Source organism: Agrobacterium vitis, from assembly GCF_014926405.1.
GTDB classification, from domain to species: domain Bacteria; phylum Pseudomonadota; class Alphaproteobacteria; order Rhizobiales; family Rhizobiaceae; genus Allorhizobium; species Allorhizobium vitis_H.
In genome coordinates, this window is the sequence record NZ_JACXXJ020000005.1 from 1,271,685 (window position 1) to 1,287,791 (window position 16,107).

At 58.0% G+C, this 16,107-nt stretch carries 13 protein-coding genes and 1 tRNA gene; 8 read left to right on the forward strand and 6 right to left on the reverse strand.

Going from position 1 to position 16,107, the window contains the following annotated elements; all coding sequences use genetic code 11:
* Positions 1-127: 127 nt before the first annotated feature.
* From IEI95_RS17065 to IEI95_RS17085, 5 genes are all read left to right on the forward strand, one after another.
* Complete coding sequence (locus tag IEI95_RS17065) at positions 128-1,228, forward strand: DUF2157 domain-containing protein (RefSeq protein ID WP_194416810.1); 1,101 nt, start codon at positions 128-130, stop codon at positions 1,226-1,228.
* Positions 1,225-1,806 carry a GDYXXLXY domain-containing protein gene (locus tag IEI95_RS17070; protein WP_156536157.1) on the forward strand — a complete coding sequence of 194 codons (582 nt, stop codon included), beginning with the start codon at positions 1,225-1,227 and terminating at the stop codon, positions 1,804-1,806. Before IEI95_RS17065 ends, IEI95_RS17070 begins: the two co-directional genes overlap by 4 nt.
* Before the next feature lie 133 nt (positions 1,807-1,939).
* Positions 1,940-2,024: transfer RNA gene (locus tag IEI95_RS17075), tRNA-Leu, on the forward strand.
* A 384-nt stretch (positions 2,025-2,408) separates the two neighbouring features.
* Positions 2,409-3,890 (forward strand): trigger factor, encoded by a 1,482-nt coding sequence (gene tig / locus IEI95_RS17080; RefSeq protein WP_194416811.1) that lies wholly within the window; start codon positions 2,409-2,411, stop codon positions 3,888-3,890.
* Positions 3,891-4,066: 176 nt separating this feature from the next.
* Positions 4,067-4,819 (forward strand): MBL fold metallo-hydrolase, encoded by a 753-nt coding sequence (locus IEI95_RS17085; RefSeq protein WP_156536159.1) that lies wholly within the window; start codon positions 4,067-4,069, stop codon positions 4,817-4,819.
* A 57-nt stretch (positions 4,820-4,876) separates the two neighbouring features.
* Here IEI95_RS17085 and sthA read toward each other — a convergent pair whose 3' ends face one another.
* Positions 4,877-6,301, reverse strand: coding sequence for a Si-specific NAD(P)(+) transhydrogenase (gene sthA / locus IEI95_RS17090; protein ID WP_194416812.1), 1,425 nt, complete (start codon positions 6,299-6,301; stop codon positions 4,877-4,879).
* 429 nt (positions 6,302-6,730) lie between these two features.
* Here sthA and IEI95_RS17095 point away from each other — a divergent pair, with 429 nt between their 5' ends.
* Complete coding sequence (locus IEI95_RS17095; protein WP_194416813.1) at positions 6,731-7,912, forward strand: aminotransferase; 1,182 nt, start codon at positions 6,731-6,733, stop codon at positions 7,910-7,912.
* A 25-nt stretch (positions 7,913-7,937) separates the two neighbouring features.
* Positions 7,938-8,993, forward strand: coding sequence for an agmatinase (gene speB, locus IEI95_RS17100; RefSeq protein WP_194416814.1), 1,056 nt, complete (start codon positions 7,938-7,940; stop codon positions 8,991-8,993).
* A gap of 173 nt (positions 8,994-9,166) precedes the next feature.
* On the opposite strand, the gene IEI95_RS17105 is transcribed toward speB, so the two are convergent.
* From IEI95_RS17105 to IEI95_RS17120, 4 genes are all read right to left on the reverse strand, one after another.
* A complete protein-coding gene (locus IEI95_RS17105) occupies positions 9,167-9,715 on the reverse strand; it encodes a hypothetical protein (protein WP_015916186.1) in 549 nt (182 codons plus the stop codon).
* A gap of 152 nt (positions 9,716-9,867) precedes the next feature.
* Positions 9,868-10,965, reverse strand: a complete 1,098-nt coding sequence (locus IEI95_RS17110) for a TIGR01620 family protein (RefSeq protein WP_194416815.1) — start codon at positions 10,963-10,965, stop codon at positions 9,868-9,870.
* A complete protein-coding gene (locus IEI95_RS17115; protein WP_194417318.1) occupies positions 10,962-12,431 on the reverse strand; it encodes a YcjX family GTP-binding protein in 1,470 nt (489 codons plus the stop codon). Before IEI95_RS17115 ends, IEI95_RS17110 begins: the two co-directional genes overlap by 4 nt.
* Positions 12,432-12,570: 139 nt before the next feature.
* Entirely contained in the window at positions 12,571-13,071 is a 501-nt protein-coding gene (locus tag IEI95_RS17120) for a SixA phosphatase family protein (protein WP_156536163.1), read from the reverse strand.
* A gap of 296 nt (positions 13,072-13,367) precedes the next feature.
* Here IEI95_RS17120 and dksA point away from each other — a divergent pair, with 296 nt between their 5' ends.
* The gene (dksA, locus tag IEI95_RS17125) at positions 13,368-13,787 is read left to right on the forward strand and encodes an RNA polymerase-binding protein DksA (RefSeq protein WP_041696655.1); all 420 of its coding nucleotides are present in this window, start codon (positions 13,368-13,370) and stop codon (positions 13,785-13,787) included.
* 440 nt (positions 13,788-14,227) lie between these two features.
* On the opposite strand, the gene IEI95_RS17130 is transcribed toward dksA, so the two are convergent.
* Complete coding sequence (locus IEI95_RS17130) at positions 14,228-15,742, reverse strand: flagellar biosynthetic protein FliO (RefSeq protein ID WP_156536164.1); 1,515 nt, start codon at positions 15,740-15,742, stop codon at positions 14,228-14,230.
* Positions 15,743-16,107 lie beyond the last annotated feature (365 nt).

Below are 16,107 nucleotides of genomic sequence, written 5' to 3' on the forward strand. Positions count from 1 at the left end.
CGCTGGCTGAATACCCATGCCAACCTGATAGTTCTCGCTGCTGCGACGCTGAAATCGGGTTTTCGACATTGTTGAAAAGGCGCCTATATAGAGGACTGCCGCGACGGACGGAGCTATGATGTATCGGGTGAAACTGAAGAAAGATCTTGATCGCTGGACCGGCATGGGCCTGATCAGCAAACAGGCCGCCGCGGCGATGATCGAGGATCATGATGCCCGGGCGGGCAATTTCAATATCGGCGGCGTGTTGCTCATGCTGTCGGCAGTGCTGGTCTCTGCCGCCATCCTGCTGCTTGTGGCGGCCAATTGGCAGGCCATTCCGCGCCTGGTGAAGGTGTCTGGCCTGATTCTGCTGATCTGGGGCTTTCACGGCGGTGCGGCCTTCTGCCTCGCTCAAAGGCGGCAGGCGTCGGGTCATGCCCTTCTGGTGCTGGGAGCAGCCAGTTTCGGCGCAGCACTGTCGCTGGTTGGGCAGCTGTATCACCTGTCGGGCGACCTTCTCGATCTGCTTTATCTGTGGATCGGTATGGCAAGCCTGTCCTGCCTATTGTTTCGCTCCGGTGCGATGGCGGCTTTCGTTGGTGTTCTGGCGCTGGGGTTGGCGGCTGCAACCCTTGACCAATTTGATTTCTCCTGGACGCTGGAGGCAGTTTGGACACCGCCCCTTTTGGCTGTGCTCGTTACAGGCTTGGCACTTTTCACCGGAAACATCCGGGTTCAGCATATATCCGGCCTGCTGATTCTTGGCTGGCTTGCCTGGATCTATGCGCAGATCATGCAGCCAGGTCTTGCCATGGCCTATGTGGCTTTAGGGGTTGCCGCATTCGCAGCGTCAGCTTTGCCGCTGCTCGCACGGTATATGTCCGTGCAGATTGCCGGTTTTCATGCCTTGCTGCTGGCGGCAATGGGTCTTTTCGTCCTCAATATTGAGTTTGATCACGGTTTGCCACTGGCGCTGGTGGCTGTCACTGCGGTTGGAATTTCCATTGCGGCCCTTGTGCTTCGTGGGCGTCATGATGGTGTGGTGCGGGCGCTGGCCTATCTGATTTTCGCAGGCGAGATCCTCTATCTGTCCTTTACAACAATTGATTCTCTGTTGGGGACATCGGGCTTTTTCCTGATTGCCGGTGTGATTGTCGCTTTGCTGGCCCTCGGCGTCAGCCAGATGGAAAAGCTGCTGGGCACGCGCAAGCGTCCGATGGTGGTTGAAGGACGGGAGCGGTCATGATGCAGCGCAATCATATTTTTCGTATGGTTTCCGCGGCGATTCTTCTGGCTGCGCTGCAAACGGCGGCAATCGGCTACCAGATTGGCGAGCGGGCCAATATTTTGCGCAACGGCCAGGAGGTCCTGCTGCGGACCGAGGCGGTCGACCCGCGCGATCTGCTGCGCGGCGATTTTGTCGTGCTGAATTATCCGATTTCCCGCATTCCTGAAGAAAAGATCATCGGTCCTCGGCCATCAAGCCGACAGGATGTGCGTCTGCATGTTCGTGTCGTGCCGCAGGCCGATGGCTTTGCCTCGGTCGAAGAGGCGTCGGTCGCCGATCTGTCGGCAAAGCCGGGAAGCGTCGTGCTGTTAAGCGAGCCGCTGTCCTTTCCATCGCCTCTGGCGCCCGGAGACAGTTTGACCGTGCATTACGGGATCGAGCGATTCTATGTCCCTGAAGGCGAGGGCCGCGATATTGAGGCACAGCGTAATCAAGGTGCGGTTTCAATCGCCATACGGGTGTCTCATGCGGGACGGGCGCAGATCCGGCAATTGTTCGTCGCGGGCCAGCCGGTTTATCGGGAACCGGATTTTTGACACATGCCTGTCGGGATGTGATTTCACGGTGAGGACATGTCACTGTCATTTTTCCTTTGCGTGTTGAAAAACGGGTGTTATAGAGACCGCGCTCCGGCGGGGTCATGCAAAGTGCATGACGTTCTGATGGATCGCGGGTATGGTGAAATTGGTAGACACGCCAGATTTAGGTTCTGGTGCCGCAAGGCGTGGGAGTTCAAGTCTCTCTACCCGCACCAGAACGTAAGGCAGCAAGGCAGAGGGCGGGAATGCGTGCATTCCGGCCCATTGTTTGTATGTTAGGGTCTGTGTGATGAGGCCTGCACGCGTGGCTTGTGGAGCTGCTTTGCCTGGCAAAATGCTAAATGTTTGCCACACAGCCGCCTCTGGATCAGCGGAGGGCGTGCTGGCTGCATAATTCCTTGAACCGGTATAGGTTCAAGGAATTATGCAGCGAATTTAAAGTGTTACAGCGTCCCTTGTGCGTTTTATCAAACGCACGGCACTGTGGAGAACCACCGGCTGCCTCGCAGCCGAGACGATAAGAACCGGCAGTCCGGGCACGGACGCCAACGAAACACATGGCTGTCCGAGCATGGCTGCCACGACACGAAGGTTAGAACATGCAGGTTATCGAAACGCTCGCTGAAGGGCTGAAGCGCGAACTCAAGGTCATCATTCCGGCCGCTGACATGGAAGCGCAGATGAATGAGCGCCTTGCTGACGTCAAGGACAAGGTTCGCATCAACGGTTTCCGTCCGGGCAAGGTACCGGCGGGTCACCTGAAGAAGATGTATGGCAAGTCGGTCATGGCCGAACTGGTCAACGAAATCGTCCGTGATCGTCCGTCCGCTATCCTGTCTGAACGTGGTGAAAAGTCCGCGACCCAGCCGGAAGTGGCGATGACCGAGGACGAGGCAGAAGCCGACAAGATCCTCAATGCGCAGGCCGATTTCGAATTCACGCTTGCCTATGAAGTCATTCCGGCTATCGAATTGAAGCCGGTCGACGGCATCAAGATCGTCCGCGAAGTCGTTGAAGTGTCGGAAGACGAAGTCAACGAGCAGATCATGAAGATCGCCGAAAGCGCGCGGACCTTCGCCACCAAGGACGGTGTTGCTGCAGATGGCGACCGCGTCACCATGGATTACCTTGGCAAGGTCGACGGCGTTCCCTTCGACGGTGGCAAGGACGAAGATGCAGAGCTGGTCATCGGCTCCAACCGCTTCATCCCCGGCTTTGAAGAGCAGCTGGTCGGCCTGAAGGCTGGCGACGAAAAGGTCATCAACGTGACCTTCCCGACCGAATATCCGGCTGCAAATCTTGCTGGCAAGGACGCCACCTTTGACATCACCGTCAAGGAAGTTGCGGCTCCGGCTGAAACCGAGATCAATGACGAGCTGGCCACCAAGCTCGGCCTGGAATCGGTCGATAAGCTGAAGGAAATCGTTCGCGGCCAGATCGAAAGCCAGTACGGCAATGTGACCCGCCAGAAGATCAAGCGTCAGATCCTTGATCAGTTGGACGAGATGTACAAGTTCGAAGCGCCTTCGCGTCTGGTTGATGCCGAATTCGACAATATCTGGCGCCAGATCAACACCGATCTGCAACAGTCCGGCAAGACTTTCGAAGATGAAGAGACAACGGAAGATGCAGCCCGCGAAGAATACCGCGCCCTGGCTGAACGTCGCGTTCGTCTCGGCCTGGTTCTCTCCGAAATCGGTGAAAAGGCTGCTATCGATGTGACCGAGGAAGAAATGCAGCGTGCGCTTTACGCTCAGTTGCAGCAGTTCCCGGGCCAGGAAAAGCAGATCATCGACTTCTTCCGTAACACGCCCGGCGCTTCTGCATCGCTGCGTGCTCCGATCTTTGAAGAAAAGGTCATGGACAAGCTGATCTCCGAGGTCAATGTTACGGATAAGACTGTGACCAAGGAAGAACTGCTGGCTGAAGACGAAGACGGCGACGACACCAAGCCTGCCAAGAAGTCGGCCAAGAAGAAGGCTGTCAAGGCTGAGGACGCTTCCGCTGAAGGCGAAGAATCCGCTCCAAAGAAGAAGGCTGCCGCCAAGAAGAAGGCTGCTGACGAAGGCGATGCTGAATAAGCGACCCTTCTACGACTTCGATAATGATAAAACCGCCCTTCGGGGCGGTTTTTTTATGCTGATGAGCGCTGTCTGAAAGGTAGGGTGGGGCTTGATGGGACAGGGGCGGTGCCTCCAGAGAATCAATTGTCTTTGATAGAAGGCTGTAGAAAAATCCGTGGGTGTTGGAGAGCGGCATGGAGATAGAATTGATCCGCAGTGCCACGCTGCGGTTAAAGATGGCCGGGCTAACGCTGCTGATTGACCCTTGGCTGGCGGCAAAGGGGCAGGGCCGAAGTTATCGCGGGGCCTTGACCTCGCCACTGGTCGATCTGCCAATCCCGGTCGAGCAGGTGATTCACGGCATTGACGCGGTGCTGGTTTCGCATCTTCACTCCGATCATTTCGACGATGTTGCCAAACAGCTATTGCCACCTGACATCTCATTATTCTGCCACCCACGCGATGTGGCGGCGATCCGTGCCATGGGCTTCTCACGGGTGATCGGGATTGAAAGTGCCACACAGCTTGGCGAAGTGCGTCTAGAAACGACGGATGGCCAGCATGGGCCGCCTGAGGTTCTGGCGGATATGGGAGACGTCAGTGGCTTCCTGCTGCGGGCCGCCGCTGAACCAGTGCTTTACTGGGCTGGCGACACCATCCTGTGCGATGCGGTGCGGCAGGTGCTTGTTGATCACCGCCCGGATGTGATTGTCGTTCACGCCTGCGGTGCGGAATGGAACGGCTGTGGACCGCTGGTAATGGATGCCGCCATGGTGATGGAGGTCTTGCACCTTGCGCCCCGAGCCATGGTCATCGCCACTCATCTCGACGCCGTCGACCACGCCACCGTCAGTCGCGCCGATCTTGCCGCCGCCGCACAGAGGCAAGCGCCAGAGGTGAGAGCAAGGCTCTACATTCCCGCTGATGGCGCCAGCCTGGTTTTCTAGGCGATTCCCGCAAAAGTGCGCAGCGGTTTAGCTCGGGCGAATGCCAGGTTTTCGAGCCTATTGCGCCGCATTTTTCACGGTTTTTTCGACCTTCAGTTCTCCCATCCGGTTCCAGGCGTCCAGTCCGGCGATTTTATAGGCCTCTGCCAGCGTCGGGTAATTGAAGGTGTTTTCGACGAAATATTCCACTGTTCCTTTCAGGTTCAGCACGGCCTGGCCGATATGGACCAGTTCGGTTGCGCCTTCGCCAACGATATGAACGCCGAGCAGGCGGCGGGTTTTCAGCGAGAAGATCATTTTCAACATGCCGCTATCGAGGCCCATGATATGGCCACGCGAGGTCTCGCGGAAATGGGCAATGCCACATTCATAGGGAATGGCACGTTGCTTGACCTCTTCCTCCGTCAGCCCACAGGTGGAGATCTCTGGCACGGCATAAATCCCATAGGGGAAATATTGCGGCGGTTCGCCGGAAGGGGCGCCAACGGCATGGCGGGCGGCAATACGGCCCTGTTCCATCGATGTGGAGGCCAGACTCGGAAAACCAACGACGTCTCCGGCCGCATAGATATTGGGGACATCGGTCTGGAACGTCTCCGGATTGACCTTCAACCGGCCACGGTTATCAGCTTCCAGCCCGCAGGCTGCAAGGTTCAGCGTATCGGTGGCGCCGACGCGGCCTGCGGCAAACAGCACCATTTCGGAATTCAGCACCCGGCCATTCTTCAGCGTCACCCGACATTTTCCATCTTCCTTTTCGACCTTTTCTGCCGATTGTCCGAAGATCAGCTTCATGTTGCGGTCACGGAGCTGGTAGGAAAAGTCCTCGACGATTTCCTTGTCGATAAAATCCAGCATGCTGTCGCGCGGCTCGACCACCGTCACTTGGGTATCCAGAGCGCTGAAGATCGTCGCATATTCGATGCCGATAACGCCCGCGCCGATCACCACCATGGAACGCGGCACGTCCTTGATATGAACGATATCATCGCTGTCGAGAATGCTGACGCCATCGAAGGCGATATGGGCAGGCCGGTGCGGGCGGGTGCCGACTGCCAGCAGGATTGCATTGGCGCTGACCCGCTGCACTTCGCCGTCTTCCTTGGTGACCTCAAGCGTGTGAGAATCAAGGAAGATGGCGTGACCGCGCAATTGCTGCACCCGGTTGCGGGAAAACTGATGTTCCAGCACATCGACTTCATGGTCGAGGGTGATCAGCAACCGGCGGCGAAGGTCATCGGCGCTGATTTCCTGCTTGACGCGGTAGGAGCGACCATAAAACCCGCGCTCACGCCAGCCGGTCAGGTTGAGAGCCGTTTCACGCAGCGTTTTGGAAGGGATTGTGCCGGTATGGACGGAGACCCCGCCGACATGACCGCCGCGCTCGATGACCAGAACCTTCTTGGAAAGCTTGGCGGCCTGAATGGCAGCCCGGCGTCCTGCGGGGCCGCTGCCGATTACCACGAGATCATACTGGTACATATCCGTTCTTCCTGTTTGCTACCGGCCTGCCTTGGCCGCTGCCTGGCTTGTCTCTCAACGCAATTGCCTATGCCAATGACGACAATGATAGCAGAGCATTCTAACTGTTTGGTTATCCCGCATTGCACTGCACACAAAAAATCCCCTGAAAAAAGCGGGTCTTTGAGGACTCGTACGGCACGAGGGACATCCGCGAAAGGAACGGACGGTTCATAAAACGAATCCGGAAATGGTGCTATCAGCTTGATATGTCGAGCAGATGGCGATTTTCGGGGGCTGCTTTGGAAAAATATCCAGCAAATATAGAGAGCTACAGCGAACCTTTGTGCGCCATATAGGGCGCACGGCGCTTTAGTGGCTCAGTGATTGCGCCAGCCTGTCGGGAAAGCCTATATATTTGGTGTTCCTCCCGCCAATATGGATCTGCCCATGTCTCTTGCCTCCTTCAATCCGCGTGTCGCCCGGCTTGCGACGCCGCCTATTCCCTCGGTTTTCGGTTGGGGTCGGGCTTATGACGCAGCAGCGGGACCGTTGATCGATCTGTCGCAGGCCGCACCGGGCCATCCACCGCATACCGATCTGCTGGCCTGGCTCGCACAAGCGGCGGGGTCTGCCGAAGCCTGCGGCTATGGGGCAATAGAAGGGGAACTGGTGCTCAGGAAGGCTTATTGCACGCATCTTTCCGATCTTTACGATGCAGATTTTACGCCGGAGCAGATCCATATTACCGCTGGTGCAAACCAGGCTTTCATCTGTGCTGCCATGGCGCTGGCGGGAGCAGGTGAGCGGATCGCGCTGACCGATCCCTTCTATTTCAACCATGATACGACGCTCACCATGCTGGGCATCGAAACGGTCGCCTTGCCCTGCGACAGCGGCAACGGTTTTCTGCCGGATCTTGACCGGGCTGAACAGGTGGTGAAAAGCGGCATCAAGGCGCTGGCGCTGGTAACGCCCAACAATCCGACCGGCGCGGTCTATCCGAAGGAATTGCTCGCCGATCTTTACCGGCTCTGCCGCGCCCATGGCGTCTGGCTGATTGTCGATGAAACCTACCGCGATTTTCTCGATCCTGGTTTCGGCAGGCCGCATGAGCTGTTTTCGCAGCCGGATTGGGCGGAGGGTCTGATCCAGATTTACAGTTTTTCGAAATCCTTCGCCATCCCCGGTCACCGTCTGGCGGCAATTTGCGCTGGCGGACCTGTGGTGGAGCAAATCGCCAAGATCATGGACAATTTGCAGATCTGCGCGCCGCGCGCTGCCCAGATCGCGCTAGCCAAGGCGCTGCCGGTTCTGGATGGCTGGCGGGCGGACAACGCCGCCGAGATCGCCCGGCGCACCGTGGCGCTGCGCCAGGCCTTCGACCTTCTGCCGCAATGGCATTTGGCATCGATCGGCGCTTATTTCGCCTTTGCCCGCCATCCGTTCGGGCAGGCCGCATCCATCGATGTCGCCGAACAAATGGCGCGGCGAGCGGGCATTCTGGCGGTTCCCGGCGGATTTTTCGGGTCGGGGCAGGAGGGTTATCTACGGCTTGCCTTCGCCAATGTCGATTGCCCGACCATAGCGACATTGCCGGACCGGTTGAGGACATTTACGATGGCTGGTTGAACCCTGTCAGTAAAAGGTGACGGCTATGGCCTTCGACAATGAAAAGCTCGACGCGCTGCGGCGTAAATACGGCGGCGAGACCGGCGGAGAAGTGTTTGATCCACGCTTCAAGCGGGTGGCTGAAAAAATCTTTGACAGCAAGGGGACGAGGCTTGCTCCTTATTCGGGCATTCCGACATTTCTATCGGCTCCCTATCGACAGGTCGAAGCGGAGAATCCGGATTTCGGCGGTCTGGACGTGGGGATCATCGGTGTGCCGATGGACCTTGGCGTCACCAACCGCCCTGGTTCCCGCTTCGGGCCACGGGCACTGCGCACCATCGAGCGGATCGGGCCGTATAACCATGTGCTGGATTGCGCGCCAGTGCATGACTTGAAGGTGGCGGATGTCGGTGACGTGCCATTTGCCAGCCGCTATCGGCTGGAGCAGAGCCATGTCGATATTGAAAACCGTATTGGCCAGATGGTGGCGCAAGGGGTAGTGCCGCTCAGCGTCGGTGGCGATCACTCGATTACGCATCCGATCTTGAAGGCGGTTGGAAAAGATCGTCCAGTCGGGCTTATTCATATCGATGCCCATTGCGATACCAGCGGCCAGTTTGATCAAACCAAATTTCACCATGGCGGCCCATTTCGAAATGCGGTGCTGGATGGCGTGGTGGACCCGACGCGCACGGTGCAGATCGGCATTCGTGGACCGGCGGAATATCTCTGGGAATTCAGCTATGAAAGCGGCATGACGGTTATTCATGCCGAGGAGATTTCAGCGCTTGGCATTTCAGCGGTCATCGCCAAGGCTTTGCAGGTGGTCGGGGATGGTCCAACCTATCTGTCCTTTGATATCGACAGTCTCGATCCGGCCTTTGCGCCAGGAACCGGCACGCCCGAGGTCGGTGGCTTGACCACACGTGAGGTGCTGGAACTGCTGCGTGGTCTGAAAGGTGTCAACCTTGTCGGTGGCGATGTGGTGGAAGTCGCGCCGCAATATGACAGCACCACAAATACGGCGCAGGCGGGGGCACAGGTGCTGTTCGAAATCCTCAGCCTGATGGTTTTCAGTCCGTCCATTGGCAAGGAATAGGCATTTCAAGACGTGGTAAGGGTAAAGGCGGGGCAGGGTGATTAGGTCTCCCACGCCTTTTTATGAAGGAACTAAAACTCCCCCGAAGGTGGAGGTCTATTTATTCCATAACGAAAAACCCGGCAATCTTTTAATGCCGGGTCTGGAAACTGTTACCGCCACGGAAGGCCGGTTTATTTCTTGATCGAGCCAACGGCCAACTGGTCAACCTGGCGATTGAGCCGCAAACCAATAACCGGGATCATCCGGTCTTCGACCTTGACGGAAATGGTGACGTTCATGGCCTTTTCGTCTTCGATGCTGGCGACCATGGCACCGTTCAGTTTGGCGCGGTTAATACCCATGACCACTTTATCGCCATTCACCTGGCCGGAGATGATGTCGAGGCCTTTGCCTTCGGCGCCGTCGAGGAACTGGCCGCTATAGGCGCCGCCCTTCATTGAAATCACGGCATTCATCGGTTGGGAAAACACGCCGACCCGGCACGTCCCGCCCAGCTTGATGCCAGCCTCTGCACCTTCGACAGGCTCACCCGTCAGATTGCAGTTGAATTTTGTACCCTTGTACTTTCCAGCGACGATTTCGCCCGGTCCGCTCCAGACGCCGGAAACGGATTCGAAGAACTGGCGATCCTTCTGGGCTGCATCAGCAACGCCTGCCGGAAGGGCAATGGCGCAGGCAACGGCAAAACTGCCGAGTAGCAAAGAGAAACGGTGCGGCATCGGCTTTCCTTGGCGTAATCGACGAACACTTGTTGGCTGATTTATAGTGCAAGGATGGTTAATATTTCCTTAGTCGTTATGGTCTCAATGCGGTTTGCGCTCTTTATCCCACACGAGATCTCTTGAAGGGTATTTTGCGGAATTTGTAATTTTTACAAGGCCTTGCCGTCGGGATTGATGGCGGGTTTCAGCGCTGGCATAAAGTCTCCAATGCCTGGACGTCTTAACGCTTTGAACTCCAGGGGTCGGCAGATGTCCATGGCGGCAATACCGATTCTCGCCGTCATCAACCCGTTGATCACCCCTTCACCAAGCCTTGCTGACAGCCGGGAGGCAAGGCCGTGACCCAGAACTTGCTGAGCAAGGCCATCGCCGATGGCAATCGAGCCGGTCACGGCCAGATGGGCGAAGACATCGCGCAAGAGCCGCAGCATGCCGATGGAGCCGGGGCGGCCACCGTAAAGTTCCGCCATGGCGCGCACCAGGCGCACCACTTCAAACAGCACATAGGCAAGGTCCACAAGGGCGCGCGGGCTGACGGCTGTGACCACCGAAACCCGCTTTGACGCGTTGATAATCAGGCTGCGGGCCTTGGCATCCAGAGGCGCCAGCAATTCCCGCTCGGCCAAGGCAATCAGATGTGGTGCATCGATAATGTCGTTTTCGGCGGCTTTCAGCACGCTCCTACCCCGGGCGGTTTCCGCCCGGTGCTGGGTCAGATCCTCGACGTCCTTGACCAGTTTGCGCGCTTCGCTGGCCGTACCCTGCAAGGAAAGTGTGCTGGCACGCTGTTTGATTGCCTGCACGGCATTCAGCCGGTAAATGCCAGCCAGCTCTCGGATCACCACGACTGTCAGCGCCAATAGGCCGATGCCCAGCAAGGTCAGCGCGGTGTAGCCAAGCCAATCGGCCCGGGTGAAAAGATCACGGATCAGGTCATCGATCCAGAGACCGATCGCGAAGGAGGCAAGCGCGCCGAATGCTGCACCGGCAATCTTGCCGAACGAGAAGCGGCGCTTGGCGGGTCTTGCAATTGGCACGATGGCCTCGTCTTCGCTCAAGCCTGCCAGGAACGGGTCTTCAGCATCGGGCGTGATCGTTACATTGGCGTCGAAGCTTTTCGGCGCGCGTCTTTGCGGCTCCGGCGCCTCGACAAAAGGCGGGCGGGCAGGGGAGGAAGATGGTTCCTCTAGCGAAAAGGCCGCAGGCCGGCGTGGCATCGGGCGTTGATCTTCTGGTGTCTTGCTCATGCCAGACGGTCTCCGAGGAGAAATTGAAGGGCGCGGTCGAGCCTTATATGCGGAATGGACAGCTTGATGCCGCCGCCTGTTTCGTCCAGTTCCGGCGGGCGAAACCTGATTATGTTGAGATCCGGCCCGGTGTCTTTTCCGGATTTTGGCGTTTGAAACAGGCTTTCGATATTATCCGGCAGGTCGCCAGGAAAAACCGCTGTCCTGCGGTTGCCATCGAATCGCTCACCGCCGATGGTTTCGCCCTGCATGGGCGTGCCGACCACGACCGGCAGCAAATGGCCATCCTGCTTGACGGTTGCTTCCCGCGTTGCCCGCACCGAGGCCAGGGCAACCACTTCGATGCCCGCGCCCGCCATGCCGATAGAGGTGATGGCCCCATCAACCAGCCGCCTGGTGACGGCCTGCAATTGCTCATGGCTTTCATGGTGCAGATGATCGGCCTTGGTGGCGGCCACCAGAACCTTGTCGATCCGTCGTCCAAGCAGGCCCCGCAGCCAACTGGAACTGCCGGGGCGAAAGCAGGTCAGCACATCGGCCAGCGCCCGCTCCAGGTCCTGCACCGCTTCCGGTCCGCGATTGATGGCCTGAAGCGCATCCACAAGAACGATTTGTCGATCGAGGCGGGCGAAATGTTCACGGAAGAACGGTTTGACCACCACGCTTTTATAGGATTCGTAGCGGCGCTCCATCATCGCTCGCAGCGAACCCCGGATAATCTTTGTGTCGGGCTTCAACGCCAGGGGCGCAAAGGTCAGCGCTGGCGATCCGTCAAGATCGCCCGGCATCAGGAATCGGCCAGGCGGTAGCGTCGAAAGCGACCGCTCGTCGGCCTTGCAGGCTTTCAGATAGTCGGCAAAGGCCTCCGCCAATTGGCGGGCTGTGGTTTCATCGGCGGGCGCATCCGGATCGACCCGGCTTGCCAATCCCAGCCAACGCGCCGACAATTCCTTGCGGATGCCGGTCTGGGCCAGCTCCACGGTGTTGCGGCTGAAGGTCTCGTAATCCTGAGCGAGAAGCGGCAGATCCAGCAGCCATTCACCCGGATAATCGACGATATCGATGGCCAGTTTACCGGAGGAAAATATCCGGCCCCAGCTGCTGGCGCTCTGATATTCCACCACCAGCCGCAGTTCTGAAATGGCCCGGGTAGAGCCCGGCCAGACCCGATCGCGGACCAGAGCGCGAATATGGTCTTCATATTGAAAGCGCGGTACGGCGTCATCCGGCTGTGGCTCCAAAGTGACACGGGAAATCCGGCCTGATTGCAGCGGCTCGAACAAGGGCAGGCGGCCACCATTCAGCAGATTATGGACCAGTGAGGAGATGAAGACGGTTTTGCCGGCCCGCGACAGGCCCGTGACCCCGAGACGGATCGTTGGATACAGCAGGTTCGAGGCCCGGTCGGCAAGATTGTCGAGCGCGATGCGGGTCTCGTCGGTAAAACTGGTCATGGATGGCGGCACTGGGCAATGGTCCTGTTGTTTGCCTGCATATAGGGTATGCGCCAGCGGATTGAAGGCTTGGGTCGAAGACCAATGCGTCATGATCGCTTGCGCCCCTGCTATGTGCGCCTTTGCCCCATCCGCTTTTTGTAGCCACCCCTCAGGGCTGAAGAAAGTCCACCAACTGCCACCGGCTTGGGGTGTCTGCTGCGTCGATAATCGCCAGTCCGCCCGCCGGGTAGCCCTGCGGAATGGTGCTGGCCAACGCCTGTTCGCCGATCAGCACATGCAGACATTCCTCGATTGCCGGATTATGGCCGATCAGCATGATCGACCCCTGCGGGGAAGAGGAGCGTAGGATTTCCAGATAGGTCTCGGCACCGCCATTATAAAGCGCATCGACATAGCGGATTTCCACATCCTCTGCGCACATGCTGCGGCGCACGGCATCCGCCGTCTGACGGCATCTGACAGCCGTCGAACAGATCACCAGATCGGGGCGATAACCTTTGTCGGCAGCCATATCGGTTATCATCTCGGCATGCGCGTAACCCGTATTGCTCAAGGGCCTGTCGAAATCCTTTTGCCCGGCCCCAGGCCAATCGGCGGCGGCATGCCGCATGAGATAGACCCGGAAAGGTTTGGAGACGGTGACGGTCATGCAGATGGTGTCCGTTGGATCGAAGCCTTACCTATCCCGCCAGTTCATGCGGCGTCAACAGGATGGGTTGTAGCGTCTGGAAGAGGTATGTGACCCGGCTGGAGACGCTGGGTGTAAACCTTTGTCAAGGGGTTCTGCGACAAATAAGCCACACGAAGGAAAAACGATGAAAAAATAGTCCTTTAGCTGATTTTTGTAACAGATTTAAAAATCAAGGAAAGCCTTGAGTAAGGCTTGAATGCGACCTTTTCAAAGTATATACGTCCGCCATTGAGATGTTCTTCAGGAGAATCGCGTTGAGTGAGAAGATCAATCTTAGCGACTATGTGCTCTCGGATGACGACGAGTTCATGAACGCGAACCAGCGAGCTTATTTTCGCGCCAAGTTGATTGCTTGGAAAAATGACATTCTGCGGGAGGCAAGGGAAACCCTCGGCCATCTCGCGGAAGAGAGTGCCAATCACCCTGACCTGGCGGACCGGGCGTCTTCGGAAACCGACCGCGCAATCGAGCTTCGGGCGCGTGACCGGCAGCGCAAGCTGATCTCCAAGATCGATGCTGCATTGCAACGGATCGACGATGGCACCTACGGCTATTGCGAGGAAACCGGCGAGCCAATCGGCTTGAAGCGCCTCGACGCCCGCCCGATCGCGACCCTGTCGATCGAAGCGCAGGAACGCCACGAGCGACGCGAAAAAGTCTATCGCGACGAATAGACCAAAAATAGTCAGCGCAGCGTTCGGAAGAAAAAGCACGCAGTGATTGTGCGTGCGTCTTCTGCGCAGAGAAGCATGACTAAGCGCAAGCGTACCGTAGCCGTAAGAGCGCTCTGAAACCCATAACGCCCGCCTATGCGGCTGTTTTTAGAACAGCGTCTTCCGTTTCGGTAGCCTGTTGGAGATTTTCCAGATCATCGTTAGTCGATGCAAAATCCTTTTGCATGAGCCTGTCCGCCACCGTGGTCTGTTGAGGCACACGGCAGCGGAGTCGATTATGTATGAAATGCCCCTGGGATATTATGCGTATTAATTCATATAGACGTTAGCCCCTCTTTATAGGGTGTCAGGGGCCAACTATCCTTGATGCGGTTATCTTTCGGAAAAATCTGGTTTCACCTTTCGAAAGGCGAACTCTAATTCTTGTCGTAAGGCGAACTCTAATTCTTGCGCGGAGCGCCCATTTCACCGAAAATCCGGGCGATTTCGTCCTGCAAATTGCCGTCCTTCGGTGCGGGGTCGGATGTCACTGTGGCTTGAGGATTGGCACCGGGCGGCATTCTGAGAGGCGCAATGGCGCGGGCAACCGGTGGTTCAACGGTTGGTTTTGGACGCGCCGCTGGCTGGGTCAGAATTTCGCCGTCGAGGATCTTTTCAAATTCACTTTTCAGAGTGTCGAGGTCCGGCCCGGAATCTTCCTGCGGGGTTTTCTCGGCATTAGGCTCAGGTGACAGGTCGATCTCGTCGGGCGGGGTCGGCCTCTTGTAGCGATCTGCGGAAAAAGGTTCGACCCGTGCTTTCAATACCCGTTCGCGCGCAGCATCCAGCAACACGCTGGCCTCCTGAGGGGATGTCGTCGCGGGAGCAACCCGAGGCTCGGAAACTGGCATCGACACGTCGGCGGGCTTGCTCGGCATCATGGGCGGCTCAACGTCCGGTGCGGTGTCAGCTGGTGCCTCGTTGCGACCAGCGCTCGATGGCGGGCTGATAACCGGCGCCGCAGAATGTCGCGGCGACGAAACACCGGTCACAGGCTCGGCGTTGATGGTCTCGGTTGACCGCGGCTCGGCTCTGACATTTGACGCCATCGGAATTTCCGGGGCTGCCACCGTAGACACAGGTTCCGGGGCTGCTTGCCGGTTCTCGGCCTGCGCTGCCGCCTGAGTGACTGGAGCCTTTGTTGATTGAGCCTGCGGTGTTTGAGCCTGCTCTGGCGTAATCTGGGGGGGGGCGGGTTGCGGCGGGCGTTCAACGCTCTGTGGACGCTGGATATTGTCTTCAGGTGTGGGCTTTAGCGCGGCGGGGGCCTGCACAGGTTTTTGCCCAGCAGGCTGCGGGGCAGGCGGTGCGGGCATTGCCTGGACGGCTGTGGATAGGGTCTCCTGAGTCGGAGCCGCCGCAACCGGTCTCGCAACTGGCTTCTGAGGCTGTGCAGAGACTGGTTGCGGACGCGGCTCCTGCCGTGTCGGTTGGGTTTCCAGTCGTGAGGGCGGTGTCTGCAACGCGGCTTGCGTCGCCGGTTCGGTTTGCTTGGCTTGGCGGGAGGCAAGAGCAGCCAATTCCTGAGCCTTGAGGAGCTCCTGGTTCCTGGCAAGTGCCTCATTGGCGGCAAGCTCCCCGGCCAGATAGGCCTTAGGCTCGCCAATGCCGCTTTCGACCACGATATCAGTCGGGCCGCCGATCAGGATGAGATGCTCGATATTGTCGCGGCGAATCAACACCAGTCGGCGGCGAGCATCCACGGCGGCGGCATCCAGCACCTGCAAGCGTGGTTGGCGATTGCGCCCACCACGCACGAAGGGCGACGGCGCCCGGTTTTTCAGGATCCACAATATCACGACCAGCACGGCGAGGGCGAGAAACACCCCACCGGCGGCGATCAGGAAGCGGCTGCCATAGGCGTTGAGAATATCGTCCATCATGGTGGCTGTCTCCGTCCGAGTATCGGTGGTCATTCAACGCAATTTTCGTCTTTGCCTTTGAAAAACGAGGCAAAGCTATACGGGCTCTATATGGCGCATCGCACCATGGCCAAGCAAGCTCCGGCATTTATTCCCTGCCTATTTATTGCGATTGCCCACGAAGTGAAGGGGTAAGGTGCCGAAGATCTGCGCCAGATTGCGCCTGAGAGTGTGGGATTGGCTGTGAATGGTCGGCAATGGTGGCCTTGCTGCGCTTTTTGCTGACCATTCAAGTTGGTAAAGATGTTGCTAACCGTGATTCCCGGCAATGGCGACGGGACAGGCCGTGCGAGACCAGCTATCGTGGTGGCAATGCTGCCGGCTGACAAAGCACCGGATGGATAAGGTGCCGGGTGACA

What these genes read in the sequence shown, in the direction of transcription:
- IEI95_RS17070 (WP_156536157.1), top strand. Translation starts at nt 1,225, where the DNA reads ATGATGCAGCGCAATCATATTTTTCGTATGGTTTCCGCGGCGATTCTT.
- tig (WP_194416811.1), top strand. Translation starts at nt 2,409, where the DNA reads ATGCAGGTTATCGAAACGCTCGCTGAAGGGCTGAAGCGCGAACTCAAG.
- IEI95_RS17085 (WP_156536159.1), top strand. Translation starts at nt 4,067, where the DNA reads ATGGAGATAGAATTGATCCGCAGTGCCACGCTGCGGTTAAAGATGGCC.
- sthA (WP_194416812.1), bottom strand. Translation starts at nt 6,301, where the DNA reads ATGTACCAGTATGATCTCGTGGTAATCGGCAGCGGCCCCGCAGGACGC.
- IEI95_RS17095 (WP_194416813.1), top strand. Translation starts at nt 6,731, where the DNA reads ATGTCTCTTGCCTCCTTCAATCCGCGTGTCGCCCGGCTTGCGACGCCG.
- speB (WP_194416814.1), top strand. Translation starts at nt 7,938, where the DNA reads ATGGCCTTCGACAATGAAAAGCTCGACGCGCTGCGGCGTAAATACGGC.
- IEI95_RS17105 (WP_015916186.1), bottom strand. Translation starts at nt 9,715, where the DNA reads ATGCCGCACCGTTTCTCTTTGCTACTCGGCAGTTTTGCCGTTGCCTGC.
- IEI95_RS17110 (WP_194416815.1), bottom strand. Translation starts at nt 10,965, where the DNA reads ATGAGCAAGACACCAGAAGATCAACGCCCGATGCCACGCCGGCCTGCG.
- IEI95_RS17120 (WP_156536163.1), bottom strand. Translation starts at nt 13,071, where the DNA reads ATGACCGTCACCGTCTCCAAACCTTTCCGGGTCTATCTCATGCGGCAT.
- IEI95_RS17130 (WP_156536164.1), bottom strand. Translation starts at nt 15,742, where the DNA reads ATGACCACCGATACTCGGACGGAGACAGCCACCATGATGGACGATATT.